Source organism: Streptomyces sp. NPDC014889, from assembly GCF_043081205.1.
Classification (GTDB): Bacteria; Actinomycetota; Actinomycetes; order Streptomycetales; family Streptomycetaceae; genus Streptomyces.
Map to the genome: position 1 here is coordinate 126,880 of NZ_JBIBWH010000004.1, position 25,853 is coordinate 152,732.

Here is a 25,853-nt window from a genome sequence, read left to right on the forward strand (position 1 = left end):
AGTCCTCATCACGGTGCGCCCCTACGGTCGGCGCATGTTCTTCACCTACCTGAGGCGCGAGCTGCGCCGCCGTCGAAAGGCGGCTCTCGTCGTCGCCTCCGGCCTCGCGCTGGGCATCGCGCTGGTCATCGTGGTCAACTCCGTGTCCAGCGGCATGGGCAGGGCGCAGGACAAGGTCCTGCAGTCGCTGTACGGGCTGGGCACGGACATGACCGTCAGCAAGGCCGCCACGCCGACGTCCGGCGACTCGCGCCCGCGCTTCAAGTTCGACGCCCAGGAGGACGGCGACAAGAACAAGCAGAGCAGCGACCGGGTCATGGCGCAGGGCTTCACCACCCTGCCCGCCTCCACGGTCGCCAAGGTGGCCGACCAGCAGGGCGTCTCCTCCGCGGTCGGCGGGCTCAGCCTCAACGTGGTGAGGATCGACGGCCAGTTCACCCGCGGCCAGTTCCAGCAGGGCGACGAGGGCGGCCGGACGCGCGGCGCGCCCGGCTCCGGACCGCAGGGCCGGGTCATGGGCGGCGGCGCCGACTTCGACGTCAACCAGTACACGGTCTACGGCACCGACGTCACCCACCCGGAGCTCGGCCCGCTGACCTCCTCGAAGATCACCGACGGCCGTACCTTCAAGGCCGGCGAGACCGACGCCAAGGTCGTCGTCGCCGACTCGGCGTACGCCAAGGAGAAGAAGCTCAAGGTCGGCGGCAGCGTCACCATCAAGGACGTCAAGTACGAGGTGATCGGCATCGCCACCGCGAACAGCGGAGACGCGGCGGCCAACCTGTACATACCGCTGAAGCAGGCTCAGACACTCAGCGGCGACAAGGACAAGGTCACCACGATCTACGTCAAGGCGAGCGACTCCCAGCAGATCGACGCCGTCAAGAGCGCCATCCAGAAGAACGTCCCGGACACCACGGTCACCACCTCCGCCGACCTGGCCAAGACCGTCTCCGGCTCCCTGTCCACCGCCTCCGACCTGGCCACCAGCGTCGGCAAGTGGCTGTCCATCGCGGTGCTCGTGGCCGCCTTCCTCGTCGCCGGACTGCTGACCTCCTCTGCGGTCTCCCGGCGGGTGCGCGAGTTCGGCACGCTCAAGGCGCTGGGCTGGAAGTCGGGCCGGGTGACCCGGCAGGTGGTCGGCGAGGCCGTCGTCAACGGACTGGTCGGCGGTGTCCTCGGCATCGCGCTCGGCCTGGCGGGCGCCTACGCGGTGACCGCGATCAGCCCGACGCTCCAGGCGCAGCTCGGCGGCTCGGGCGGCGCTCCGGGCGGCGCGGGCGGCGAGGCCGTCTTCCGCGGCGGGGGCCTCGGCGGTCCCGGCCGGCAGGCCGCGAAGTCCCTGGAGGTAGCGCTCACCGCGCCGGTCAGCCTCACCACCATCGCCCTCGCGGTCGGCCTCGCCGTGGCCGGCGGCCTGATCGCCGGCGCGTTCGGCGGCTGGCGGGCCTCCCGGCTGCGTCCGGCGGACGCCCTGCGGCGCGTCGAGTAGCGCGCCGCCCTCCGCGAACCGGCGGGCCACCGGCCCCCCTTCTCCCCGCATCCCAGGAGCTGTTTCCTCCATGTACGAACTCACCGGCGTCACCAAGCACTACACCCGGGGCAAGGAGGTCGTCCGTGCCCTCGACGAGGTCGACCTGACCATCGGCGACGGCGACCGGCTGGTCATCCAGGGCCCCACCGGCGGCGGCAAGTCGACGCTGCTGCAGATGCTGGGCGGCCTGGACCGGCCCACCTCCGGCCAGGTCGTCCTCGACGGCACCGATCTGGCGAAGCTGCCCGAGGCCCGGCTGACCCGGGTGCGCAGCGAGAGCATCGGCTTCGTCTTCCAGTCCTTCAACCTGATCCCGACGCTGACCGCGCAGGAGAACGTCGAGACCGCCCTCGTCCCGCTCGGCATCAAGGCCGCCATACGGCGTGAACGGGCCGCCGAGGCACTGGAGTCGGTCGGTCTCGGCGAGCGGCTCGGACATCTGCCGTCCGAGATGTCCGGCGGCCAGCAACAGCGCGTCGCCATCGCCCGCGCCCTGGTCAAGCAGCCGAAGGTGCTGCTCGCCGACGAACCCACCGGAAACCTCGACGAGTCGATGCGCGACGAGATCATGGACGTACTCGAACGCATGTGGAAGGAGCACGGGTTGACGTTCGTCATGGTCACCCACGACTCCACCATCGCGCGGAAGGCCCCGCGCGTGGCGACCATCCGCAAGGGGCGCATCACCGTCAAGGAGAACGCGGGCGCCTGAACGGGCGGGAGACGAGAGGAACCGACCGCACCCCGCCATTGAGTACGTGATCACCCCCCGGCATACTTCCTCTTCCGGGGGGTGGGGGTGTCGCGCACTTGTACGAGCCTTCCCCCGGCCGAGTGGACAGGGAATCCGCTCGGCACTCCGTTTCCAGGGGGAGTTTTGCGCACACAAGTGAAAAGAGCGGGCGCGGCCGTGGTCGCCACGGCGGCGGCCGTCGCCCTCGCCGCAGGTTTGACCAGCCCCGCCTCGGCGCGGCCCGAGCACCGCCCGGCCAACGCCGCCGGGCCGGCGGCCCACCGCACCATCACCCTCATCACCGGCGACCGGGTCACCGTGAACGCCAAGGGCCGCGTGGTCGGCCTGCACCGGGCCGAGGGCCGCGAGCAGATACCCGTGCAGGTCCGCCGGACGGGCGGACGCACCTTCGTCGTGCCGGCCGACGCGTCCCGGCTGATCGCCTCCGGCAAGCTGGACCAACGCCTGTTCGACATCACCGAGTTGAACAAGTCCGCCACCCGCAGGTCGTTCAAGGACGGACTGAAGGTCATCGTCGGGTACCGGGGCGCGGCCACCGCCGCCCGGGCCGACGTCCGCGAGGCCGGCACCCTGCGCCGCGCCCTGAAGGCGCTGAACGCCGACGCGGTGCAGACCCCCGTCAAGGACACGCCCGAGCTGTGGAAGGCGCTCACCGACGGCGACCGGACCAGCGCCGGCATCGCGCACATCTGGCTCGACGGCGTCCGCAAGGTCACCCTCGACAAGTCCGTGCCGCAGATCGGCGCGCCGACGGCGTGGCAGTCCGGCTACACCGGCAAGGGCGTGAAGATCGCGGTCCTGGACACCGGTGTCGACGCCACCCACGCGGACCTGAAGACCCAGGTGGTGGCGGCCAAGAACTTCACCACCAGCAAAAGCACCACGGACCGCGTCGGTCACGGCACCCATGTCGCCTCCATCGCGGCGGGCACCGGCGCCAAGTCGGGCGGCAAGTACAAGGGCGTGGCGCCCGGCGCCAAGATCCTCAACGGCAAGGTCCTCGGCGACGACGGCTTCGGCGACGACTCCGGCATCCTGGCCGGCATGGAGTGGGCGGCCCAGCAGGGCGCCGACATCGTCAACCTCAGCCTCAGCGGCGAGGACACCCCCGGAGTCGACCCGCTGGAGGCGGAGGTCGACAAGCTCTCCGCCGAGAAGGGCATCCTCTTCGCCATCGCGGCGGGCAACGAGGGCCCCGAGTCGATCGGTTCGCCCGGCAGCGCCGACTCCGCCATCACCGTCGGCGCGGTCGACAAGAAAAACCGTCTCGCGGACTTCTCCTCCACCGGCCCGCGGCTGGGCGACGGCGCCATCAAGCCCGACGTCACCGCGCCCGGCGTGGCCATCACCGCCGCCGCAGCCAAGGACAGCCTGATCGGCCAGATGGTCGGCGAGAGCCCGGCCGGCTACCTGACCATCGACGGCACTTCGATGGCGACCCCGCACGTCGCCGGTGCCGCCGCGCTCCTCAAGCAGGAGCACCCCGACTGGGGTTACGCCGAACTGAAGGGCGCGCTGGCCGGCTCCGCCAAGGGCGGCCCGTACACCCCCTTCGAGCAGGGCGCCGGCCGTATCGCCGTCGACAAGGCGGTCAAGCAGACCGTGATCGCCGACCCCGTCTCGGTGAGCTTCGGCATCCAGTCCTGGCCGCACACCGACGACGAGCCGGTCACCAAGCAGCTGACCTACCGCAACCTCGGCACCGAGGACGTCACGCTCAGCCTGGCCATGACGGCCGCCGACCCCAAGGGCCGGCCGGTCCCGGACGGCTTCTTCACCCTCGGCGCGACGGAGGTGACGGTCCCGGCCGGCGACAAGGCCTCCGTCGACCTGACCGTGAACACCCGGCTGGGCGGCACGCTGGACGGCGCGTACTCGGCGTACGTGACGGCGACCGGCGGCGGGCAGAGCGTCCGCACGGCCGCGGCCGTGCAGCGCGAGGTCGAGTCGTACGACGTCACCGTCAAGCACATCGGCCGTGACGGCAAGCCCACCGGCGGCCACGGCACGGTCCTGTACGGCTACACCGGACTCGGCGCGAACCGCGCCTACCAGGTGCCGGACGGCTCCGGCACGACGACCGTGCGCGTGCCCAAGGGCACCTACGTGCTGGACGCCTGGATCGCGAAGGACTTCACCACCTTCAAGGGCGGCCTGGACTGGCTGGTCCAGCCGAAGCTGACCGTCACCGGGAACGTCACAGTCACGGTCGACGCACGGAACACCAAGCCGGCCGACATCACCGTGCCGGACAAGGCCGCACGCCAGCACAGCGCCACGATCGGCTACGACTACGACCCGGCGATGTTCGGCATCTCCATGACCCTCGGCTCCTGGTCGCAGCTGCGCACCGCCTCCATCGGCGGCGACGTCAGCGGGTTCAGCCAGCTCTGGAGCGGCCAGTGGACCAAGGGCTCGTCGGCCGAGTACGACGTGGCGACCACCGCGAAGGTCAAGCGGTTCCAGGGCGGTAAGGTGCGCCACTACGCGGCGCGTGACCTCGCCACGGTGAAGAACTCCATCGGCTCGGGCGCCTCCGGCAAGACCGGCGCCGTCACACCCTGGGGCTTCGTCGGCGACAGCGCCGTCATCGCGGACAGCATCGAGCAGAAGCTGCCTGGCACCCGGACGCTGCACCTGTCGACGGGCAGCGGCACCTACTGGTTCCTCCTCGCGGAGCAGTACGCCGGCCACGACGACAAGGGTGAGCCGATCGGCGAGGCGCTGTACGTGCCCGACGACATGAAGGCCTACAAGGGCGGCAAGACCTACACCAACACCTTCAACAGGGCGGTGTTCGGTCCCCACCTGAACCAGGACTACGGCGTCTTCCGCTACAAGAACGAGCTCTACGGCTCCCTGCCGCTGTTCGCCGACTCCCAGGCGCACTGGGGCTTCTCGAAGTTCAGCTCGGTGCAGACGACCCTGTACCGCAACGGCAAGAAGGTCGCGTCCAACCACGACCCGCTGCTCGGGGACGAGGCCTTCAACGTCCCGGCCGGTGACGCCCAGTACCGGCTGACCACCTCGGTCAAGCGCAGCGCGAAGGTCGCGGGCGCCTCCACCCGCGTCGACGCGAGCTGGACGTTCCGCTCCAAGAAGCCCTCCGGCTTGTCCGAGGTCCGGCTGCCGGCCTCCACGCTCCGCTTCAAGGCCACCACCGGCCTGGACAACCGTGTCCCGGCGGGCAAGAAGGCCACCTTCCCGGTCACCGTGGAGGGCGCGGCCGCGGGCAAGAACCTCAAGTCGCTGACCGTCTGGGTGTCCTACAACGACGGCAAGACCTGGAAGAAGGTCACCGTCAAGAAGGGCAAGATCACGGTCAAGAACCCGGCGAAGGGCAAGGCCGTCTCGTACAAGGCCAAGATCACCGACAAGAAGGGCAACGTGTCCACGCTGTCGATCTACGGGGCGTACCGCGGCAAGTGAGCCTCTGGTCGGGAACCGTCGAGGGCTCCCGACGGCTGAGCGGCCCGCTGGAAGCACGGCTTCCGGCGGGCCGTTCCCGTGCTCGTGAGCAGCTTGCTCCCGCCGGGCGGATGTGCGGGACGGGCCTCGCTGGATACAGTCGTCCCTTTACACCTGGTTGTGGGGACAGCCAGAGCGCCTCGGGGAGGGCCTGCAGCACATGAGTCGTCGTTCCAATGGCTTGGTCGGTGCCTGGGCTGAGATGCAGAGGCAGCAGCAGCGCCAGACGGAGGCCGAGGCCCGGCGGCGGCGACAGGAAGCCCAGCAGGCACGTGCCCAGCAGCGGCGAGCGGCACAGAGCCACCGCGACTACCGGCAGGCGGAGGCCCGGCGCCGTACCGAGGAACTGGACGCACAGGTCGCGTCCCTGCAGGGTCTGCTCGCCGCGGGGTGCCGGGCCCCGGCCTTCAGGGCTTCCTCGCTCACCCGCCCCGAGGAGGTCGAGCCCTTCGCCCCCGGCCCACTGGCTCAGCCCGTGCCCATGCCGGATTTCGAGCACTACCAGGCGCAGGGCGGGTGGACCGCCGGTCGCCGAGCACAGGCGCAGGCCGAGGCCCGGGCGCGCTTCGAGCGGGACTGGCACGCGGCGCAGGCGGCGGAGGCGCAGCGGCAGCAGCAACTGGCGTCGTACCAGCGGGAGTACCAGCGGTGGGCCGACACCCGACTGGCCGATGTGCGGCGGCACAACGCCGGCATCGCCGAGCTGACCCGGGGAGTCGGGCGCCGCGACCCCGACGCCGTGGTCGAGTACTTCTCCGCCGCCCTCTACGCGTCGACCGCGTGGCCGGAGGGGTTCCCCCGCCAGGTGGCGGCGGCCTACGACTCCGCAGCCGGACAGCTCGTGCTGGACTGGGAGATGCCCGCGTACGACGTCGTCCCGGAGGCCAAGTCCGTCCGGTACGTGTCCACGACGGACCAGGACAAGGAGACGCCCCGGCCGGTCACGCAGCGCAGGGCCCTGTACCGGGAGGTCCTGGCGCAGTGCGCGCTGCTCGTCCTGCACGAACTCTTCGCCGCGGACGAGCTGGGCGCGCTCGAGTCAGTGACCCTGAACGGGTTCGTGGACGGGCACGACCCCACGACGGGCCGGCCGGGCCACATCCACCTGGTGACCGTCATGGCCCCGCGCTCCACCTTCCGCGACCTGCACCTGGCGCAGGTGGACCCCTGCAGCTGCCTGGCCGACGCGCTGCACGGGCAACTCTCGGCCCGCCCCGACCAACTCACTCCCGTGCGGCCGAGCCGCCGACCGCAGGAGGTCGGGAACCGCGTCGTCACGCATGGCGGCGACGAGGATCCCGACCTGTACGCGATGGATCCGATCGCCTTCGAGGATCTCGTCGCCGAACTCTTCCGGGCCATGGGGATGCAAGCGGTCACCACCCAGCGTTCGAACGACGGCGGAGTGGACGTCGACGCGCTGGATCCGGCACCGATTCGCGGCGGCAAGATCGTCGTGCAGGTCAAGCGCTACCGCAACACGGTGCCGCCGACCGCCGTGCGCGACCTGTACGGGACCGTGCAGGACGTGGGCGCCAACAAGGGCGTCCTCGTGACGACGTCGAAGTTCGGCCCCGGCTCGCACACCTTCGCCAACGGCAAGCCGCTGGAACTGATCCCGGGAACCGAACTCGTCGACCTGCTGCACCGTCACGGGCTCCGTGGCCGCCTGGGCGACGGCGTCCGTCCCTCCGCGGCGCAGCCGACGCCGACGGCCGTGGACACCCGGCTCCCCGACGACCACAACGTCCTGGGCATGTCGTGGACCGGAAGCGTCGCCCTGGACGTGTGCGCCCTCGTCTGCCGTGGCAACCGCGTCCTCAGCGACGATCACTTCGTCTTCTTCAACAACCCGCGGACACCGGACGGTTCGGTGCGGGCCCTGCCCGCCGAGGCACCCGACAAGGCCGCGATCTGCGTCTCCTTCGACGCGTTGCCGGACGAGGCCGACCGATTCGTCCTCGTGGCCGCCGTCGACCCCGAGGTCAACCCGGACGCCGACCTCTCCGGCTTCACCGACGCCCGCATCCGCCTGCTCGACCCGCAACGGGCCGAGTTGGGCCGGCTGGAGGTCTCCGACGGCCGGCCCCGCGAGACCGCCCTGGTACTCGGCTCCTTCCGCCGCAGGCCGAACGGCGACTGGGACTTCGTCCTGGGCGGCAAGGGCTACCCGGGCGGCCTGGAGGAGCTGGTGCGGGACTTCGGCATCGAGGTGGAGTGACCCCGGCGCACGCGCCGTATGACCGGACCGAGGTCACGCAACGGTGGCGGAACGCGGTACCGGGCGACGTCACTCGGGGGCGAAGGAGAAGCTGTGCCAGGGACCGGTGACCCTGGCGACCTGGTCGGACTGCCCGATGTCCAGGTAGTTGCTCTGCCCGCCCGGCGGGACGGTGCAGTCCGCTGTGTTGTACAGAACCAGGTTGCTCTGTGTCTGGTTCTCGACGTGTGTCACGCCCTCGGGGAAACGGTGGCATCCGTGGATCGGCGGGTTGGAGAGGGTCTCCACGAGCCTGGCACCGCTGCGTGCCACGACCTGACCGGACGCCTGGTCCTGACACGCGGTGAGCGCAATGCCGAGCAACGCGATACCGATGAGCGCGGCCGGCGACCGTGAAGAAGGCATCGAGCCTCCTGAGGTACGGGGAGCTGCGGCGGACGTCGTCCTCCTTCACTATCCGCCAGACCCGACGGCCCCGCATGGTGAGAACGACCGTCGCGCTCCGTGATCGGACCCAACCCGACCATCGGGCTTCCGCCACCGTCGTCACTGCCGCCGGGCTCACGCTCACCGACGAACGGCACGAAGGCGAGATCCGGTGCTGGCCCGGGGCAGCGGATCCAAGCTGCATGTGCCCGCACTGTTATCACGAGAAACGTGCGGCACATTGGGTGACTCCGTTAACGTGCGATGGCTTAGATTTTACTGGCACGTTAGAAGGGCGTTGCTCATGGCGCAGTCTCTCGCCGATCTCGCGTCGGCAAGAGTACGGGGGATCTTGCGGTACTTTCCCGAGAGTTCGCAAGCCGAGCGCGAGGAGTTGCGTGCCACGGCGCGGGAACTGCTCGACACCCACGGCGAGGGGGTGCTCACCGGTCTCCCTCCGCTCGAGCGCGTCATATGGTATCTGGCTGCCGAGGGGCGCGCCGAGGATCTTGTCGAGGTGGTCCGGCACCAGCGCAGGGACCCGGGCGGCTTCCTCGTGGCAGGCGCCCGGCGCCCCCGGCTGGTGCTGCCGGGGCTGCGGGGCCTGGCGCTGCCTGAACGGATCACCGCGCTCACGCGTCGCGACTTGCCGGTGACGGCGCAGCTCACCTCGGTCGGCTGGCGCGGCGACGATCTGGTATGGGAAGGGTACGCATTCGTCGCGAACCTGCCGCGTCCATCGGGCCGCGCCATCGGCCGATTCGCGGTGCTGAAGAACGACGAGACCGGCCGCCGCATCAGACTGCGCATACGCCGCACCCGCAGCGAGCAGGCCACCGTCGCCTCCGGACAGGCCCTGCACTGCTACGACGACACGGGCTTCGAAGTCGTCGTCTCTGCTCGTCGGCTGCGCGAACTCGCCGGGCAGGGTGCCGGCCAGTGGTTTCTGCAGGTCGGGATCCTGGGACCGGGCGGGACCTACGGCGCGCGGGTGCGCCAGCACGACGCGGGCACGGCCGGGCACAACCAGGTTCGTCATCTGGCGGACGGCTCACGTCTCGTGGTCGGCTTCACCAAGAATGCCGTGAGCATCACGGTGCAGCAGCCCCCTGTCGAGGTCGAGTCCTGCACCGTCGCGGACGGCGAGCTGCGACTGGTCACCAGGGCGCGGAGCGGCGCCAAGGCCCCCACCGCCGTGAGCATCGTCGAAGGCGACACCGGACTCGACAGCCCGCTCACTCCCCTGTCCGGTTCCCCTGACGCGTTCCGGCGCTACCAGTCGGTCTTCAGTCTTGCCCAGCTGGCCGCGAACGACCTGCCGGGAACCAAGACCCGGCAATTCAAGGTGACTTTGAGGGGAGCCGACGGCCGGGGCCAGGCGGCCCTCCTCGCCGAGGGCTTCACGACCGGCAGGCACCTGCTTGCCCCCGGCCGCGAGCTGGCCGTCCACCGCGACGGGCCCGGCAGGCTGGTGCTGGCAACGCGAGCCGTCCGACCCGTGGTCGACGCGATGACCGTGACGGGGTCGGGGGAGCTGGTGCTCGAGGGGACGTATCCCGGTGAGGAAGCGGCCGGGAAGAAGGTCATCCTGCGGCACGGGGTCCGCTTCGAGGAGAAGGAGCTGCCGGTCGAGCTTGCCGACGGGCGGTTCACGGTCCGGATCGAGCCCGAGGCGGCCCCGCAGGCGCACGGTCCCGCGCTGCCCCTGTGCCCCGGTCGCTGGTACCTGTACTTCCGCGACGTGGACGCCTGGGACAAGTCCGGGGACGTCCCGGTGACCCTGCGTCCGGAGCAGGTGCAGGAGCTGCCCATGCGCTTCAGCGGCCCGCAGCGTGCTTACACCGTGGACCGCCGCCACTTCGACCGCATCTTCATCGAGCCGGAACGGCTGCTCGGCCCCGGTGAGCACGGCGCCTACCGGCAGCGCAAGCTGTGCGAGGAGTACTTCCACGAGCAGCGCAAGCTCCCCTTGCGCGACGCGGTGCTCTACATGAGCCTCAGCGGCAAGCAGTTCTCGGACTCGCCGCGGGCGGTCTACGAGGAGCTGGTGCGCCGGGGGGTCGACGTCGAGCACATCTGGACCCAGGACGGGGGACTGCCCGAGATGCCGGCGGGAGCCCGTGTGGTGGGCCGTGGCAGCCGCGAGTGGTACGAGGCACTGGCGCGCAGCCGCTACATCGTCGTCAACACGACGGTGGGCGATTGGTTCGTCACCCGCCCCGGGCAGCGGGTCGTGCAGACCTGGCACGGCACGCCGCTGAAGAAGATCGGCAAGGACCTCCAGGGCACTACCAAGTCGAATCCCGCCTATATCGCCAGCCTGCCGCACAGCTACCGGCAGTTCGACTTCGTGGTGTCGCCGAACGCGTACACCACAGAGATCATGCGCAGGGCGTACACCATCGAAGGCGAAATGCTCGAGAGCGGTTATCCGCGCAACGACGTCTTCCACGCCCCCGACCGCGACGCGCGGGCCGCGCGGGTCAGGGAGCGGCTCGGCCTGCCCGAGGGCAAGAAGGTGGTGCTCTACGCTCCTACCTGGCGGGAAGACCAGAAGCACGCGAGCAAGCTGTACAAACTCGATCTGCGGATCGACCTGGCCGCGGCCCAGGCCGAACTCGGTCACGACCATGTGCTGCTCTTCCGCAAGCACCCGAGGGTCCATGACAACGTACCGGGTGCCGGCCGGGGCTTCGTGTGGGATGTCACCCGCTACCCGGACATCGCCGATCTGTACCTCGTCGCCGATGTGCTGGTCACCGACTACTCCTCGGCGTTCTTCGACTTCGCTCACTCGGGTAAGCCGATACTGTTCTTCACCTACGACCTGGAGCACTACCGGGACACGCTGCGCGGCTTGTACTTCGACCTCACCACCCGGGCGCCCGGCCCGCTGCTGGAGACCTCCGAAGAGCTGGTCAAGGCCCTGCGCGACGTCGATGCCGTCGAGGAGGAGTACCGGGAGAAGTACGCTCAGTTCATAAGGGACTTCTGCGAGCCCGGGGACGGTCTCGCGACAGCGCGGGTCGTGGACCGCATGCTCGCCGGCGGACCGCACGCCGCAGCCCCGACCGACGGCTGAGCGTGCCGCGCAGGGCCGGGCGGGACCGGCCCTGCGCGGATGCGACGGCGCGCTGGTCGTTGCCGCAGGCACCCGAGGCGGCCCCGGGTTCCTGCGCGGGCTGAGGACAGGGGTTCCTTCGGGCGGGCACGAGGACGGGCGAGGAATCGCTTCGAAGCCTTGCGCGTTGAGGACGGTGGGCATGCCGGTGGTGTGCGAGCCGAGTAGCCCGAGCGATCGAGCGGACAGACATTGGAGGGCCGTAATGGCTGCGCAGACGCAGAGGGCAGTGCTGGCCGGCGGATGCTTCTGGGGGATGGAGGAGCTGATCCGCCGGCTTCCGGGCGTGACGGCGACCCGGGTCGGATACACGGGTGGTGACGTGCCGAACGCGACGTATCGCAATCACGGCACGCACGCGGAGGCCATTGAGATCCTTTTCGACCCCGCGAAGACCGACTTCCGCGCGATCCTGGAGTTCTTCTTCCAGATCCACGACCCGAGCACCAAGGACCGCCAGGGCAACGACATCGGCCTCAGCTACCGCTCGGCGATCTACTACGTGGACGACGAACAGAAGCGGATCGCCGAGGACACGATCGCTGATGTGGACGCCTCCGGACTGTGGCCCGGCAAGGTCGTCACCGAGGTGGAGCCGGTCGGCCCCTTCTGGGAGGCCGAGCCCGAGCACCAGGACTACCTGCAGCGTTACCCGGACGGCTACACCTGCCACTTCCCGCGCCCGGGATGGCGGCTGCCCGCCCGCACGGAGGGCTGACCGCAAGGCGGCTTGGCGGAAGGCGGAGACCGACAGGCCGAGGCTCCGCAGCCGGGGAAGCGCCTGCGGGGCCGTCGTCGCTGCCCGGCTGCGGGGTGCAGTCGGGGCAGAAACGAGTTGCCCAATTCAGCGGTGTCCGGTGGATCCGATGATGATCAGCGGGTCGCGCGGGGCAGGAGGCTCCTCCTGGCGTTCCGCGGCGGGCCCGTCCGTCACAACGGGCCCGTCGGTTCCGCCGGCCCCGCTTGCGCGGGCGGCGGCATCAAGGACAACGATCCCGCTGCCGCAGTCATTCCGGCCCGCACCGGCTTCCGCCCCCGCGGCCGGGACCGCTCAGTGGTGCAGCGTCGCCGGGCTGCCGCCGTTGGCCTCGTAGCCCGCCACGGCCAGCGCACGGTAGACGGCGAACTCCGCCGCCGGGTCCTCGGACAGGGTCCACGGCACCGCGCCCACATGGCCGTCGATGTGCATGAGCTGGCTCATCGCCTCCGCCCAGCGCTCGGAGCGGACCAGGAAGAAGAGCAGCAGATGGCGGACGTGGGCGAGCATCGGGTCGTCGGGGCGGGCCGCGTGCACCGCGAAGAGCGCTCCGTGGACCGCCTTGGTCACGACCTCGCTCTCGTAGAAGCCCCTGACCAGGTTGACCTCGGGCAGGTGCTCGAAGACCGCGAACAGCGGCATGGCCGCCAGCAGCGAGCCCCGGGGCGCACGGGCCGCGGCGGCCTCCGCGAAGGAGTACGCCAGGTCACGCGAGCCGTGCCACTTCTCGCACCAGTAGTGCAGGGCAGCCAGATGCGCCCCCATGTGGGCCGGCGCGCGGTCGAGGATCCTCAGCCACAGCTTCTCGAACTCCGGGTGCGAGTACGCCAGGCCACGCGCCACGGACAGTTCGACGATGCAGGGGACCGGGTCGCCCGGGGCCAGCAGCGCCGCCTGCCCGCACGCCTCCCGGGCCTCCTCCATGATGATCCGGAACTCGTCCGTGCCGGGCGTGGCCGTACGCCATGCCTGCTGCACGAGGAACTCCGCGTACACCGCCGCGCAGCCCGGGTCCTTGGGCGCCTCGGCCCGCCACACCCGCAGCCACTGCCCGCCGGGCGTCTCGGCGACCCCGCCCGGCCGCTGCTGCAACTCCACCGAGGCCGCCCCGGCGAAGGCCTGCACCCGCTGCCAGCGCAGCTCGCCCTCCTTCTCCGTGCCCGCGAGGAGCTGGGAGGCGGCGCGGTAGTCCTGGGTGCGCTGCACCAGCTCCAGGACGTCCAGCAGGTCCTGGTCGGGTCCGGGCATGCGGACGTCCAGCTCCTCCTGCCGGACGAATCCGTAGTTCGCCGGGTCCGCGGCGTCCGGGTGTCCCGGCGGTACCTGCCCGATGCCGGCACGCCTGCGCATGAGGAAGGGGACCAGCACGAAGCTCAGCATGGCCATCGCCATCAGGACCCAGAGAATCTCCATGCGACAAGCGAACCAGACGGCGCCGACACTTGGCCAACCTGTGCCGCGAGCCTGTGGAAAACTGCGCCCGCCGTGCCGCCGGGGGCCCGCGGTCCCGCACCACCCCCGCGGGCGCACTACCCTCGGGCCCATGAGCGACAGGCACATCAGTGAGCACTTCGAGACGCTCGCGATTCACGCGGGCAACACGGCCGACCCCAGGACCGGGGCGGTCGTCCCGCCGATCTACCAGGTCTCGACCTACAAGCAGGACGGCGTGGGCGGTCTGCGCGACGGCTACGAGTACAGCCGCAGCGCCAACCCGACCAGGACCGCCCTGGAGGAGAACCTCGCCGCCCTGGAGGGCGGCCGCCGCGGACTCGCGTTCGCGTCCGGACTGGCGGCCGAGGACTGCCTGTTGCGTACGCTGCTCAGCCCCGGCGACCACGTCGTCATCCCCAACGACGCCTACGGCGGCACCTTCCGTCTGTTCGCCAAGGTCGTCTCCCGGTGGGGTGTGGAGTGGTCGGTCGCGGACACCGCCGACCCGGCCTCGGTACGTGCCGCCATCACACCGAAGACCAAGGCCGTGTGGGTGGAGACCCCGTCCAACCCGCTGCTCGGCATCACCGACATCGCCGCCGTCGCTCAGGTCGCCCGGGATGCGGGCGCGCGGCTCGTCGTCGACAACACCTTCGCGACGCCGTACCTCCAGCAGCCGCTCGCGCTCGGCGCGGACGTGGTCGTGCACTCGCTGACCAAGTACATGGGCGGTCACTCGGACGTCGTCGGCGGCGCGCTGATCGTCGGCGACGCCGCGCTCGGCGAGGAACTGGCGTTCCACCAGAACGCGATGGGCGCCGTCGCAGGCCCCTTCGACTCCTGGCTGGTGCTGCGCGGCACCAAGACGCTGGCGGTGCGCATGGACCGGCACAGCGAGAACGCGACGAAGGTCGCCGACATGCTGTCCCGGCACGCGCGCGTGAGCCAGGTCCTCTACCCGGGGCTGCCGGAGCACCCCGGGCACGAGGTGGCCGCCAAGCAGATGAAGGCGTTCGGCGGCATGATCTCCTTCCGGGTCGAGGGCGGCGAGGAGGCGGCCGTCGAGGTCTGCAACCGCGCCAAGGTGTTCACGCTCGGCGAGTCCCTGGGCGGTGTCGAGTCGCTGATCGAGCACCCCGGTCGCATGACCCACGCGTCGGTGGTGGGCTCCGCCCTCGAGGTCCCCGGCGACCTGGTGCGCCTGTCCGTGGGCATCGAGAACGTCGACGACCTGCTCGAGGACCTGAGGCAGGCCCTCGGCTAGTCAGTAACCGGACACGGGTGGAGTCGTCTGCGACGGCGGTTCCACCCACGGGCGGGCCGTCAGCGCCCACACGGTGAAGGCGACGGCCGCCGCGGCCAGCACCAGCCACATCAGCCGGCGGGCGGCCGTGCGGCGGCGCAGCATCCGTCCACCGCGGCGCACGGCGTCCTCGTACAGCTCCGGGGGCACCTGCGGCGGACGCTGCTCCAGGATCCGCCGTACGGCCGCCTCCCGGTCGGCCCTGTTCACGGCCGGCTCCGGCCGCGCGAGCCGCATGAGCCCGTAGGGCGACACCTGCCGTTCGCGCCGGACGGACCGCTCATGACGCTGCCGCCCCGTCGCCCCCGGCTGCCGCCGCCCGGCCCGCAGAGGCGCGGGTGAGCCTCGTGACCGCGCGGTCGCAGATGAAGCGGACCCGGTCCGTGGGCAGCCCCAGCACGGCCGCCGTCTGTTCCTCGGCCAGCCCCTCGAACAGCCTGAGGACGATGATCAGGCGCTCCTGGGCGGTGAGTGCGGCCAGGTCGCCGGGCGGCCTGCGACGGGTGCGGCCCGTACCGCCGCGCCGGTGCCACGCCTCGCGGGCGAAGCGGGCGGCCAGATGCCGGCGGGTGTCGTGGTACGGGTCCTCGCCGCGCAACCGGTCCCAGCACGCGTACGTGTGCGCCAGGGCGAGGGTCACCAGGCGCCGCGCGCGCGGGTTGTCGCCGGGGGCCTCGGCGGTCAGGAGCGTGGCGGTGTGCAGCAGGCGCCCGGCCGCGCCCGCGACGAACGCCTCGAACTCGCGGGCCCGGCGAGCGCCTCGGGCCGCCTGCCGCTCTCGCACCGCGCCTCCCCCCAAGGGCGACCGTGACCGCGGGACCCGTTCTCGTGCGCCCTCCCGCACCGAGCAGGACGAGGGTCCGGTCTCATATGAGGGCAGGGACGGCCCGTCGGTCAAGAGCCGCGTTCACACCCCGTGGAGCGCGCCCGGCCGGGGCCTCAGGACGCCGAGGGGGAGTCCGTCTGCGGTATGCCCTGGCGGGTGGAGAGTGCCACGTTGAAGCGGGTCAGCAGGGAGCAGAAGATCTCGCGTTCCGCCGGTTCCCAGTCGCGGGTCAGCTCGGCCATCAGCTGCCGCCTGGACGAGCGGACCTCCTCCAGCCGCGAGAGTCCGCGCGGGGAGAGCTGGAGCACCACGGCACGCCCGTCCTCGGGGTGCGAGGTGCGTTTGACGAGGCCGGTGTCGACGAGCGGCGCCACCTGACGGGTGACGGTGGAGGAGTCGATGCCCATGCTCGCGGCGAGCGCCTTGACACCCATCGGGCCCTCTTTGTCGAGGCGGTTGAGCAGCAGGTACGCGGCGCGGTCCATGGAGTTGCGCACCTGTCCGACGCCGCCGAGGCGGGTCTGCTCGGCCCGGCGGGCGAAGACCGCCACCTCGTGCTGGAGGGTGTCGAGGAGACCGGTGTCACCGACGGTCGTCCCGTCCGTCGACATGTCGGGGGTTGTGGGCATGGCCGGGGGCTCGCTTCTGGAGAGCTGCTGGGTTGGGGGACAGGTTACGCGGACTGGTGGCAAGTCGTACCGGCGCTGCGCGATCCGGTCTCGGAGGATGGTCACAACAGCGTCCGCGGCCTGCGAACTGCGAGACTTGAGACATGAGCTACAGCACGGCCGGCTCCCCCTGGCCCGTCACCCTGGACGACGTGCGCGGCGCGCAGAAGATGCTCTCCGGGGTGGCACGGGTGACCGCGATGGAGGGCAGCAGGTACCTGTCCGACCTGGTGGGCGCGCCGGTGCACCTGAAGTGCGAGAACCTCCAGCGGACGGGTTCGTTCAAGCTGCGCGGCGCCTACGTCAGGATCGCGGGACTACTGCCAGAGGAGCGGGCCGCCGGGGTGGTGGCGGCGAGCGCCGGGAACCACGCGCAGGGCGTCGCGCTGGCGTCGTCGCTGCTCGGGGTGCACTCGACGGTGTTCATGCCGAAGGGCGCCCCGCTGCCGAAGATCAGCGCCACGCAGGACTACGGCGCCGAGGTGCGCCTGCACGGCCAGGTGGTCGACGAGACGCTGGCCGCCGCCCAGGAGTACGCGGACCGGACGGGCGCGGTGTTCATTCACCCGTTCGACCACCCGGACATCATCGCGGGCCAGGGCACGGTGGGCCTGGAGATCCTTGAGCAGTGTCCGGAGGTGGGCACGGTCGTCGTCGGCATCGGCGGCGGCGGGCTCGCGGCCGGCGTCGCGGTGGCGGTGAAGTCGCTGCGGCCGGACGTGCGGATCGTCGGGGTGCAGGCGGCGGGCTCGGCCGCGTACCCGCCCTCGCTGGCGGCGGGCCGCCCGGTGACGGTCGGCACCCCGGTGACGATGGCCGACGGCATCAGGGTCGGGCGGCCCGGCGACGTGCCGTTCGGGATCCTCCGCGAACTGCTGGACGAGGTGCGCACGGTCACCGAGGACGAGCTGTCCGCCGCGCTGCTGCTGTGCCTGGAGCGGGCCAAGCTGGTGGTCGAGCCGGCCGGGGCCAGCCCGGTCGCGGCGCTGCTGGGCCGTTCGGGGCCGCCGGCCGGTCCGGTGGTGGCGGTGCTGTCCGGTGGGAACGTCGATCCGGTGCTGCTCCAGCGGGTACTGCGGTACGGCATGGCCGCGCAGGGCCGCTACCTGGCGGTCCGGCTGCGGCTGACCGACCGGCCGGGCGCGCTCGCCACGCTGCTGGGGGTGCTCTCGGCGGTCGACGCCAACGTTCTCGACGTCAGCCACGTCCGGACCGACCCGCGGCTCGGACTCGCGGAGGCGGAGGTGGAGCTGCACCTGGAGACCAAGGGTCCGGCGCACTGCGCGGAGGTCGGCCAGTGCCTGCGGGAGGCCGGCTACACGGTCATCGACTGAGCCCGCCCTCCGGCCGGACGGTCGGGCGGCGGTCGGGCGGAACACGGAGGCCACCAGCTCTTCATCACTCGTTCGGGAAAACTCATTGAGCAGACGCGATACATCGCGTTATGGTGTGTCGTGTTCGCGAGCGACCGGCGCTGCCTGCGCCGACGCTGCCGCGGCGCGCACGAAATTCCCAGCGGAACAACACCTGCCTCTCCAGGCTTTTCCGACCATCCCCGACGACGTGGAGACTCACATGCCAGGCGCCATCTATGCCGAAGGTCTGGTGAAGACCTTCGGCGACGTAAGGGCTCTGGACGGCGTCGACCTCGATGTCCCCGAGGGCACGGTGCTGGGACTGCTCGGGCCCAACGGCGCGGGCAAGACCACCACCGTCCGCTGTCTGACCACGCTGCTGCGACCCGACAGCGGCAAGGCCGTCGTCGCGGGCCTGGACGTGCTCAAGCATCCCAACGAGGTACGGCGCTCGATCGGCCTGTCCGGCCAGTTCGCCGCGGTCGACGAGTATCTGACCGGCCGCGAGAACCTCGAGATGGTCGGCCGGCTGTACCAGATGCGGGCCGCGGCGGCGAAGACCAGGGCGGGGGAGCTGCTGGAGCAGTTCAACCTCGCCGACGCCGCGGACAGGCCCGCCAAGACCTACTCCGGAGGCATGCGCCGCCGGCTCGACCTGGCGGCTGCGCTCGTCGTCTCCCCGCCGGTGATGTTCATGGACGAGCCGACGACCGGCCTCGACCCGCGCAACCGCCAGCAGCTGTGGGAGGTCATCAAGCAGCTCGTCTCCGGCGGTACGACCCTGCTGCTCACCACGCAGTACCTGGAAGAGGCCGACCACCTGGCGCACGAGATAGCGGTCGTCGACCACGGCCGGGTCATCGCCCGCGGCACCTCCGACCAGCTCAAGGCCCGCACCGGCGGCGAGCGCGTCGAGGTCGTGGTGCACGAGCGCGAGCACATCCCCACCGCCGCCGAGGTGCTGCGCGGCTTCGGCAAGGGGGACACCACCGTCGAGGAGCACACCCGCAAGATCACCACGCCCGTCACCGGCGGCGCGAAGCTCCTCGCCGAGATCATCCGGGAGCTGGACACCCGCGGCATCGAGATCGACGACATCGGTCTGCGCCGCCCGACCCTCGACGACGTGTTCCTGTCCCTGACCGGTCATGTGGCCGAGGACAAGGACGAGAACGGCACGAGCGGCGCCCGGGGCGCCGACGCCAGGGACCGCCGGCACAAGAAGGAGACCGCCAAGTGAGTGCCGCCACCGACACCGCGCGGATCGCGCCGCCCGGCAACGTCCTGACCCAGTCCGTCCGTGACTCGATGGTCGTCGCCAAGCGCAACCTGATCCGCATGACCCGCATCCCCGAGATGGTCATCTTCGGGCTCATCCAGCCGATCATGTTCGTGGTGCTGTTCACCTACGTGTTCGGCGGCTCCATGCAGATCCAGGGCACGACCGATCCCAGCGTCTACAAGAACTTCCTGATGGCGGGCATCTTCGCGCAGACCGTCACCTTCGCCACCGCCAGCTCCGGCGCAGGCATCGCCGACGACATGCACAAGGGCCTCATCGACCGGTTCCGCTCGCTGCCCATGGCGCGCGGCGCGGTGCTCACCGGGCGCACCTTCGCCGACCTGGTGCAGACGGCGCTGACCCTGTTCGTGCTCGCCGCCGTCGCCCTGCTCGTCGGCTGGCGCGTCGGATCGAACGGCGACACGAACGTCGGCCGGGTGCTGGCCGCCTTCGGCCTGCTGCTCCTGCTCGGTTACGCGTTCACCTGGATCGGCGCCCTGATCGGACTGTCGGTCCGCACGCCCGAGGCGGCCACCTCCGGCGGTCTGATCTGGCTCTTCCCGGTGACGTTCGTCTCCAACGCGTTCGTGGACTCCGGCAAGATGACGCCGTGGCTGCGGCATGTCGCGGAGTGGAACCCGTTCAGCGCCACCGTCCAGGCCTGCCGTGTGCTCTTCGCGAACCCCGGCCAGTCCACGTCCACCGCCTGGCCGATGCAGCACCCGGTCTGGGCCTCACTGATCTACTCGGCACTGATCATCCTCGTCTTCCGCACCCTGGCGGTGCGCAAGTACCGCTCGGCCACGGCCTGAGCGCGAGCGACGGCGGAGCCGGCCCGCCCCGGCGGTGGGCGGCCGCACATGACGAAGCCCCCGGAGCTCACGCGGAGCGCCGGGGGCTTCGCCGGAAGGCGGTGCGGGGGCTCAGCCGCTGTACGGCTCGGCCTTGAGGATCTTCACCGAGGCGACCTTGCCGTTCGGCAGCTCGTACTCCGCGTCCTCGCCGACCTTGTGGCCCATCACGCCGGAGCCCAGCGGGGACTGCGGCGAGTAGGTCTCGATGTCGGCGCTCGCGTACTCCCGCGAGGCCAGCAGGAAGGTCAGGGTGTCGTCCTCGTCGCCGTCGAAGGCGATCGTGACGACCATGCCCGGCGCCACCGCACCGTCCGCGGCCGGCGGCTCGCCGACCTGGGCGGTCTCGAGGAGCTGGGTCAGCTGGCGCACACGGAGCTCCTGCTTGCCCTGCTCCTCCTTGGCCGCGTGGTACCCGCCGTTCTCGCGCAGGTCGCCCTCCTCGCGCGCGGCCGCGATCTTGGCGGCGATCTCCGTGCGCGCAGGACCAGTAAGGTACGCAAGCTCGTCCTTGAGCTTGTTGTACGCCTCCTGGGTCAGCCAGGTGACGTTCTCGCTGGTCTGGGTCACAGGTGCTCCTCGTCGGTGCTGGGAATACAAAGCATCGCCCTACCCAGAAGAATGTTCCCTCATGGATGGGCGAAACCACGAGCCTAACAATTCAGGGCTCAAAGGGGGAGGACATAAGCCGTGAGACCTACGTCAACGCAGGTCAGCGACCATGTATTCCGGTCGGCGCCGACGCGTCACCCGGCGTTGCAGCCCAGCAGCTCGGCCGTTGTGCCCCGGGCCGTCGTCCGCAGGGTGAGCACCTTGTCGATCCGCGAGGCGTGCTCGTCGAAGCGGAACTCCGCCCGTCCGACCTCGGAGCCGTCGGCCGCCTGCGAGCGCAGCGTGCAGTAGCCGCGGGCGCCGGCGTCCTTGTGGACCTCCAGATGGACCCGCACCGCGTCGTCGGACGTCTGGAAGGCGACGACCTGCGCGCTGATCTTGTTCTGGCCGACGTAGTGGTAGGCGAAGTAGCCGATCAGGGCGAGCAGGGCCGCGCCCAGTACGGCACCGGCGATCTTGAGTTTGTGGTCGGCGCGCTCGTCCGCGGAGCGGCCGTAGCGGCCCTCGGGCAGCCGGGTGCTCGCCGTACTCATGATCGTCCTCTCGGCCGGTGCGGGACGGGCGCCCCGCGGAGGGCTTCCGGAGCCGGACCCCGGAATTATTCGCCCCCCGATTCGGTCACTATAGAAGCCGTCGCCCGCCCGACCGACCGCGACCCCGGACCGGTCCTGCCGCGGGACGGCACCGTTGACTGCCCTCCGAACGGGCACCGACTTGACCTGAGGACTGAGCCTTGACTGACCAGTTGCGACTGATGGCCGTGCACGCGCACCCCGACGACGAGTCGAGCAAGGGCGCGGCCACCATGGCCAAGTACGTTTCCGAGGGGGTGGACGTGCTGGTGGTGACCTGCACGGGCGGGGAGCGTGGCTCCATCCTCAACCCCAAGCTCCAGGGCGACAAGTACATCGAGGAGAACATCCACGAGGTGCGCAGGAAGGAGATGGACGAGGCCCGCGAGATCCTCGGCGTGCGCCAGGAGTGGCTCGGCTTCGTCGACTCCGGACTGCCCGAGGGCGACCCGCTGCCCCCGCTGCCCGAGGGCTGCTTCGCCCTGGAGGACCTCGACAAGGCGGCCGGTGAGCTGGTCCGCCAGATCCGCTCCTTCCGTCCCCAGGTGATCACCACCTACGACGAGAACGGCGGCTACCCGCACCCCGACCACATCATGACCCACAAGATCTCGATGGTGGCCTTCGAGGGCGCCGCGGACGCCGAGAAGTACCCGGAGGACGAGTACGGCCCGGCCTACCAGCCGCTGAAGCTGTACTACAACCAGGGCTTCAACCGGCTGCGCACCGAGACGCTGCACCAGGCTCTGCTCGACCGCGGCCTGGAGTCCCCCTACGGCGAGTGGCTCAAGCGCTGGGAGAAGTCGGGGCACAACGAGCGCACGCTCACCACGCACATCCCCTGCGCCGACTTCTTCGAGATCCGCGACAAGGCGCTGATCGCCCACGCCACGCAGATCGACCCCGACGGCGGCTGGTTCCGGGTGCCGATGGAGATCCAGAAGGAGGTCTGGCCGACGGAGGAGTACGAGCTCGCGAAGTCGCTCGTCGACACCTCGCTCCCGGAGGACGACCTCTTTGCGGGCGTCCGGCAGCCGTGAGGGACAATGCCTGACATGAGTGCAAGCGTGAGCCTGGCAATGACGCACCTGGTCCCTCTGGCCGAGTTCGACAAGAACAAGGTCACCCCCGGCGTCCTCGGCTTCGTCGTCTTCGCGGTGATGGCCCTCGCGGTGTGGGGCCTGATGAAGTCCATGAGCCGCCACATGGGCAGGATCGACTTCAAGGAGGCCCCGGACCCCGCGGCAGGGCCCGGCGCCGCCTCCGGCGAGGCCAAGACCGAGCGGGGCTGACACCCGGGCGGGCCCTGCCGCCCGCCCCACGGCCGCACTAGCGCCCGTCCGGGTTCCCGTCCGGCACCGCGACCCCCATCACCTCCCGTGCGTGCCGCTCGGGCACCATGCCCAGGCGCCAGGCCTGCCAGCCCGCCTCCAGGCTCACGCCGCGCTCCAGGAGGAGCCGGTAGGCCTCGACGTAGTCGTTCAGCTTGCCGTCGCGCAGCGGATGGGCGCCGCGGGCGAGCTGGGCCAGTTCCTCCTGGGCCACCGCCGTGCCGACCTCCGTGCCGCCGGGGGCCGCGTACGGCAGCAGGGTGCAGCGCAGGAACCGCGCCCAGTCCTCACCGCGGCGGTCCCCGTAGGTGGCGAACAGCGCCAGCGCCTCGTCGCACAGGGCCAGCGCCTGCTGGGTGCGCGCGTTGCCGGCGTCCACCACCGCCAGCTCCAGACACGTCCACGCCTCGCCGTGCGCGACGCCGATGCGCTGGAAGTCGGCGCGGGCGTCGACGAGGAGCTGGCGGGCGAAACCGGAGTTGCGCAGCGAGCCGGTCTGCGCCGCCCGCTGGTCCCGGGTGACCCGGGCCGAGTGGTGCCGGGCGCAGGCCAGTCCGTACACGTCCCGCATCCGCGAGAACATGGTGCGGGCGCGCTCCAGCTCGCGCACCGACTGGTCGAGTGCGCCGGTCTCCTCCAGCGCCTGACCGAGGTAGTACAGCGTCCACGCCTCGCCGCGCGCGTCCTCGTTGTCCCGGTGCCGCGCCGCCGCCCGCCGCAGCTCCTCCACCGCCTCGGCGGTCTCACCGGCCAGCAGCCGGGCCCGGGCGAGCTGGGTGAGGGCCCAGGCCTCGCCGCGGGCGTCCTGGGTGCGGCGATAGCGTTCCAGCGCCTGCCGCAGATCCGCCTCGGCCCGCTCCGCGTCACCCCTGCGCAGCGCGAGCTGGCCGAGCTGGAAGTGGGCCCACGCCTCGCCGTGCACCGAACCGCCCTCCCGGTGCAGCACCAGCGACTGGGTCAGCAGCTCCAGCGCCTCGGCCAGGTGGGCCCGGTCCCGTTCCACCGCCGCCAGGGCGTGCATCGTCCAGGCGCGGTCGGTCGCCAGCTCGGGCGCCGCCTGGAGATCGAGGGCCTCCCGCAGCCTGGCCGCCGCCTCCGTCAGGTTGCCCTGGTGGTGCAGCGTGATGCCGAGGGAGTTCAGCGCGCGGGCCGCGCCCGCGTCGTGGTGGGCCTCCCGGTAGAGGTCGACGACCGAGGCCAGCGTGGACCGCGCCTTGTCCAGCTCACCGAGCTGGCGGGCCGCGATACCGGTGCGCCACTGCACCGACCGGACCAGGAGCCCCTGGTCGACGGCCTGGGTCAGCTCGCTGATCTCCCCCAGGCGGTACAGGTCGCCGCGCAGCAGGCAGTAGTCGCACAGGGCGCCGAGCAGGTTCAGCACGGCACCCTGGTTCACGCCCTCCGCGTGTCTGAGGGCGGCCGTGATGAAGCTGGACTCGTCGTCCAGCCAGCGCAGCGCCTCGTCCAGGGAGGTGAAGCCGTGCGGGCTGAAGCGGTCCGACCGGGTCGACATGTTCCCGTCGACCAGGCGCAGCACCGAGTCGGCCAGCTCGGCGTAGTTCTCGATCAGCCGCTCCTGCGCTGCCGTCCGCTCGGCGGGGTCCTCCTCGTCCAGCAGACGCGCGTGGGCGAACGCGCGCACCACGTCGTGCAGCCGGTAGCGGTTGCCCCGCACATGGTCGATCAGCCCCGCCCGGGCGAGGGCCGCGAGCTGCTGATTCGCCTCCGTCTCGTCCGTGGCCAGCAGGGCGGCCGCCGCCGCGCCGCCCATCGAGGCGCGGCCGGCCAGGGCGAGCCGTCTCAGCAGCCGGCGGCCCTGCTCCGACTGGTCGGTGTAGCGCAGCCACAGCGCCCGTTCCACCGGTTCCACCGGGCCGTACGCGCCCAGGTCCGTGGCCAGCCGGCGCGGTGAGCGCGGGCCGAGACAGGAGCCCGCGACGCGCAGGGCCAGCGGCAGCCCGCCGCACAACTGCGCGATCCGGTCGGTGGATTCCGCGTCGTAGGGTCCCGAGCTGTCCTGTGCGGCGGCGGTCAGCAGTTCCTCCGCGCCCACCGCGTCCAGGGCCTGGACGGGCAGTTGGTGCACCCAGGCCGGCAGGTCGGCGGGCAGCCTGAGCGGTTCGCGGGTGGTGACCAGGACCAGGCTGTCCGACCGCTCGGGGATCAGGGCACGGACCTGTTCGGCGTCCGAGGCGTCGTCCAGCACGATCGTGACCGGCAGCCCCGTCAGATGCTGGTGGTACAGCTCGGCCAGCCGTTTGAGCTGCTGATCGGGGGAGGAGCGGTCACGGAACAGCAGCTGTTCACGGGGCGCGCCGAGCCGGTTCAGCAGGTGCAGCAGGGCGTCGCGCGTGGGCAGCGGCGGCTCCTCCCGGCTGCCGCCGCGCAGGTCGACCACGACCGCGCCCCGGAACTGGTCCTTCAGATCGTGCGCCGCGCGCACCGCCAGCGTGCTGCGGCCTGAGCCCGGCGCTCCGTGCAGGACCACGACGGTCGGCATGGTCCGCGTGGACGCGCGGGCCGCCTGCACCCACTGCCGGATCCGGGCCATCTCCTGCCGCCGCCCCGCGAACACGCCCACTGACTCGGGAAGTTGCGTGAACGACTGCTCGAGGACACTGCGTCTGCGGGCCGCCGCGCTCTTGTCCGTGCCGCGCAGCCGGGGGGCCGCCTTCTTCGGCGTGGTGGACGCGCTCAGCACGCGCTGCTGGTCGAGGAAGGGGCGGATGCCGCGCACCTCCAGCGCGGTCAGCCACTGCAACCGCAGTTGCTGCGGACCGCCGGGCTGGCCGGCCGCCCCGGCCCGGCGGTGCGCGGCCGGCACATGGGCGGCGGTCACCTTCACCACGGTGGCGGCGGCGCCCACCACCCCGGCGGTCACGCCCGCGCCCACGGCGGTGCCGCCGCCAGTGCCGAGCGCCAGGTCGGCCACGACCGCGGCGAGTCCCGCGACTCCCGCGACGAGCAGGGGAGTTCCGCCGCCCTCGCGGGCGTAGCGCTGGGAGAACGTGAGCTGCCCGGCGGCCCCCTCGTCCAGCGCCCGTGTGTAGGCCTCGTACTCCTCCGCCGCGGTCTCCGCCATGGTGTCCAGCGCGCCGCGCGCCCGGGACAGCAGCACACCTCCGTCCACCCGGCCGCCCGAGCGGCGAACCTCCTCCTCCACGGCCCGAGTCAGCAGCCGCTCGGCGTCCGCCCGATGGCCCTCTCGCATGTCCCGTCCCCCTCCGGCGACCAACTCCGTTTCCTACGAGTGTCCTTCGGCTCGCGCGGGAGCGCGAGGGGGCGGCGATCACGGGTGTCCCCGACGGTCGCCGACCGTCCGGGAAAGAGAGCGGAGA

The 25,853-nt window shown here is 71.3% G+C and carries 20 protein-coding genes; 12 read left to right on the forward strand and 8 right to left on the reverse strand.

The features are described 5' to 3' along the window. Positions 1-34 precede the first annotated feature (34 nt). The 4 genes from ACF09J_RS09420 to ACF09J_RS09435 all read left to right on the forward strand — a co-directional run bounded on the left by ACF09J_RS09420 (position 35) and on the right by ACF09J_RS09435 (position 7,977). Positions 35-1,492: an ABC transporter permease gene (locus ACF09J_RS09420; protein WP_392304788.1), complete on the forward strand. Its 1,458-nt coding sequence runs from the start codon at positions 35-37 to the stop codon at positions 1,490-1,492. A gap of 70 nt (positions 1,493-1,562) precedes the next feature. Beyond that, entirely contained in the window at positions 1,563-2,246 is a 684-nt protein-coding gene (locus ACF09J_RS09425) for an ABC transporter ATP-binding protein (protein ID WP_392304789.1), read from the forward strand. Between the two features lie 177 nt (positions 2,247-2,423). Next, positions 2,424-5,717, forward strand: a complete 3,294-nt coding sequence (locus ACF09J_RS09430) for a S8 family serine peptidase (RefSeq protein WP_392304790.1) — start codon at positions 2,424-2,426, stop codon at positions 5,715-5,717. 199 nt (positions 5,718-5,916) lie between these two features. Further along, a complete protein-coding gene (locus tag ACF09J_RS09435) occupies positions 5,917-7,977 on the forward strand; it encodes a restriction endonuclease (protein ID WP_392304791.1) in 2,061 nt (686 codons plus the stop codon). A 69-nt stretch (positions 7,978-8,046) separates the two neighbouring features. Here ACF09J_RS09435 and ACF09J_RS09440 read toward each other — a convergent pair whose 3' ends face one another. Beyond that, complete coding sequence (locus ACF09J_RS09440; protein ID WP_392304792.1) at positions 8,047-8,382, reverse strand: hypothetical protein; 336 nt, start codon at positions 8,380-8,382, stop codon at positions 8,047-8,049. A gap of 325 nt (positions 8,383-8,707) precedes the next feature. Between ACF09J_RS09440 and ACF09J_RS09445 the strand changes: the two genes are divergently transcribed. Both ACF09J_RS09445 and msrA read left to right on the forward strand, forming a co-directional pair. Next, positions 8,708-11,485 (forward strand): CDP-glycerol glycerophosphotransferase family protein, encoded by a 2,778-nt coding sequence (locus ACF09J_RS09445; RefSeq protein WP_392304793.1) that lies wholly within the window; start codon positions 8,708-8,710, stop codon positions 11,483-11,485. A 244-nt stretch (positions 11,486-11,729) separates the two neighbouring features. Further along, the gene (msrA, locus tag ACF09J_RS09450; protein ID WP_392304794.1) at positions 11,730-12,242 is read left to right on the forward strand and encodes a peptide-methionine (S)-S-oxide reductase MsrA; all 513 of its coding nucleotides are present in this window, start codon (positions 11,730-11,732) and stop codon (positions 12,240-12,242) included. Between the two features lie 333 nt (positions 12,243-12,575). Here msrA and ACF09J_RS09455 read toward each other — a convergent pair whose 3' ends face one another. Then, positions 12,576-13,694: a hypothetical protein gene (locus tag ACF09J_RS09455; protein ID WP_392304795.1), complete on the reverse strand. Its 1,119-nt coding sequence runs from the start codon at positions 13,692-13,694 to the stop codon at positions 12,576-12,578. Between the two features lie 130 nt (positions 13,695-13,824). Here ACF09J_RS09455 and ACF09J_RS09460 point away from each other — a divergent pair, with 130 nt between their 5' ends. Then, positions 13,825-14,979 carry a cystathionine gamma-synthase gene (locus tag ACF09J_RS09460; protein WP_392304796.1) on the forward strand — a complete coding sequence of 385 codons (1,155 nt, stop codon included), beginning with the start codon at positions 13,825-13,827 and terminating at the stop codon, positions 14,977-14,979. Here the strand turns inward: ACF09J_RS09460 and ACF09J_RS09465 are convergent, their stop codons facing one another. The 3 genes from ACF09J_RS09465 to ACF09J_RS09475 all read right to left on the reverse strand — a co-directional run bounded on the left by ACF09J_RS09465 (position 14,980) and on the right by ACF09J_RS09475 (position 16,455). Continuing rightward, complete coding sequence (locus tag ACF09J_RS09465) at positions 14,980-15,228, reverse strand: hypothetical protein (RefSeq protein ID WP_392304797.1); 249 nt, start codon at positions 15,226-15,228, stop codon at positions 14,980-14,982. Positions 15,229-15,298: 70 nt separating this feature from the next. Continuing rightward, positions 15,299-15,802, reverse strand: coding sequence for a sigma factor-like helix-turn-helix DNA-binding protein (locus tag ACF09J_RS09470; protein WP_392304798.1), 504 nt, complete (start codon positions 15,800-15,802; stop codon positions 15,299-15,301). 155 nt (positions 15,803-15,957) lie between these two features. Next, positions 15,958-16,455 carry a MarR family winged helix-turn-helix transcriptional regulator gene (locus ACF09J_RS09475; RefSeq protein WP_392305109.1) on the reverse strand — a complete coding sequence of 166 codons (498 nt, stop codon included), beginning with the start codon at positions 16,453-16,455 and terminating at the stop codon, positions 15,958-15,960. A gap of 161 nt (positions 16,456-16,616) precedes the next feature. On the opposite strand from ACF09J_RS09475, the gene ilvA reads away from it, so the two are divergent. From ilvA to ACF09J_RS09490, 3 genes are all read left to right on the forward strand, one after another. Then, positions 16,617-17,846, forward strand: coding sequence for a threonine ammonia-lyase (gene ilvA / locus ACF09J_RS09480; RefSeq protein WP_392304799.1), 1,230 nt, complete (start codon positions 16,617-16,619; stop codon positions 17,844-17,846). Between the two features lie 241 nt (positions 17,847-18,087). Continuing rightward, on the forward strand, positions 18,088-19,107 hold the full coding sequence (locus ACF09J_RS09485) for an ATP-binding cassette domain-containing protein (protein ID WP_392304800.1): 1,020 nt from the start codon (positions 18,088-18,090) through the stop codon (positions 19,105-19,107). Continuing rightward, positions 19,104-19,961, forward strand: coding sequence for an ABC transporter permease (locus ACF09J_RS09490; protein WP_392304801.1), 858 nt, complete (start codon positions 19,104-19,106; stop codon positions 19,959-19,961). The genes ACF09J_RS09485 and ACF09J_RS09490 overlap by 4 nt, the downstream gene beginning before the upstream one ends. A 111-nt stretch (positions 19,962-20,072) precedes the next feature. Here the strand turns inward: ACF09J_RS09490 and greA are convergent, their stop codons facing one another. Both greA and ACF09J_RS09500 read right to left on the reverse strand, forming a co-directional pair. Further along, positions 20,073-20,570 carry a transcription elongation factor GreA gene (gene greA, locus ACF09J_RS09495; RefSeq protein ID WP_392304802.1) on the reverse strand — a complete coding sequence of 166 codons (498 nt, stop codon included), beginning with the start codon at positions 20,568-20,570 and terminating at the stop codon, positions 20,073-20,075. A gap of 176 nt (positions 20,571-20,746) precedes the next feature. Continuing rightward, positions 20,747-21,145 carry a DUF4307 domain-containing protein gene (locus ACF09J_RS09500; RefSeq protein WP_392304803.1) on the reverse strand — a complete coding sequence of 133 codons (399 nt, stop codon included), beginning with the start codon at positions 21,143-21,145 and terminating at the stop codon, positions 20,747-20,749. Between the two features lie 221 nt (positions 21,146-21,366). On the opposite strand from ACF09J_RS09500, the gene mca reads away from it, so the two are divergent. Both mca and ACF09J_RS09510 read left to right on the forward strand, forming a co-directional pair. Then, complete coding sequence (gene mca, locus ACF09J_RS09505) at positions 21,367-22,224, forward strand: mycothiol conjugate amidase Mca (RefSeq protein WP_392305110.1); 858 nt, start codon at positions 21,367-21,369, stop codon at positions 22,222-22,224. A 6-nt stretch (positions 22,225-22,230) separates the two neighbouring features. After that, positions 22,231-22,476: a hypothetical protein gene (locus ACF09J_RS09510; protein ID WP_392304804.1), complete on the forward strand. Its 246-nt coding sequence runs from the start codon at positions 22,231-22,233 to the stop codon at positions 22,474-22,476. A 37-nt stretch (positions 22,477-22,513) separates the two neighbouring features. On the opposite strand, the gene ACF09J_RS09515 is transcribed toward ACF09J_RS09510, so the two are convergent. Further along, the gene (locus ACF09J_RS09515) at positions 22,514-25,726 is read right to left on the reverse strand and encodes a tetratricopeptide repeat protein (protein WP_392304805.1); all 3,213 of its coding nucleotides are present in this window, start codon (positions 25,724-25,726) and stop codon (positions 22,514-22,516) included. Positions 25,727-25,853 lie beyond the last annotated feature (127 nt).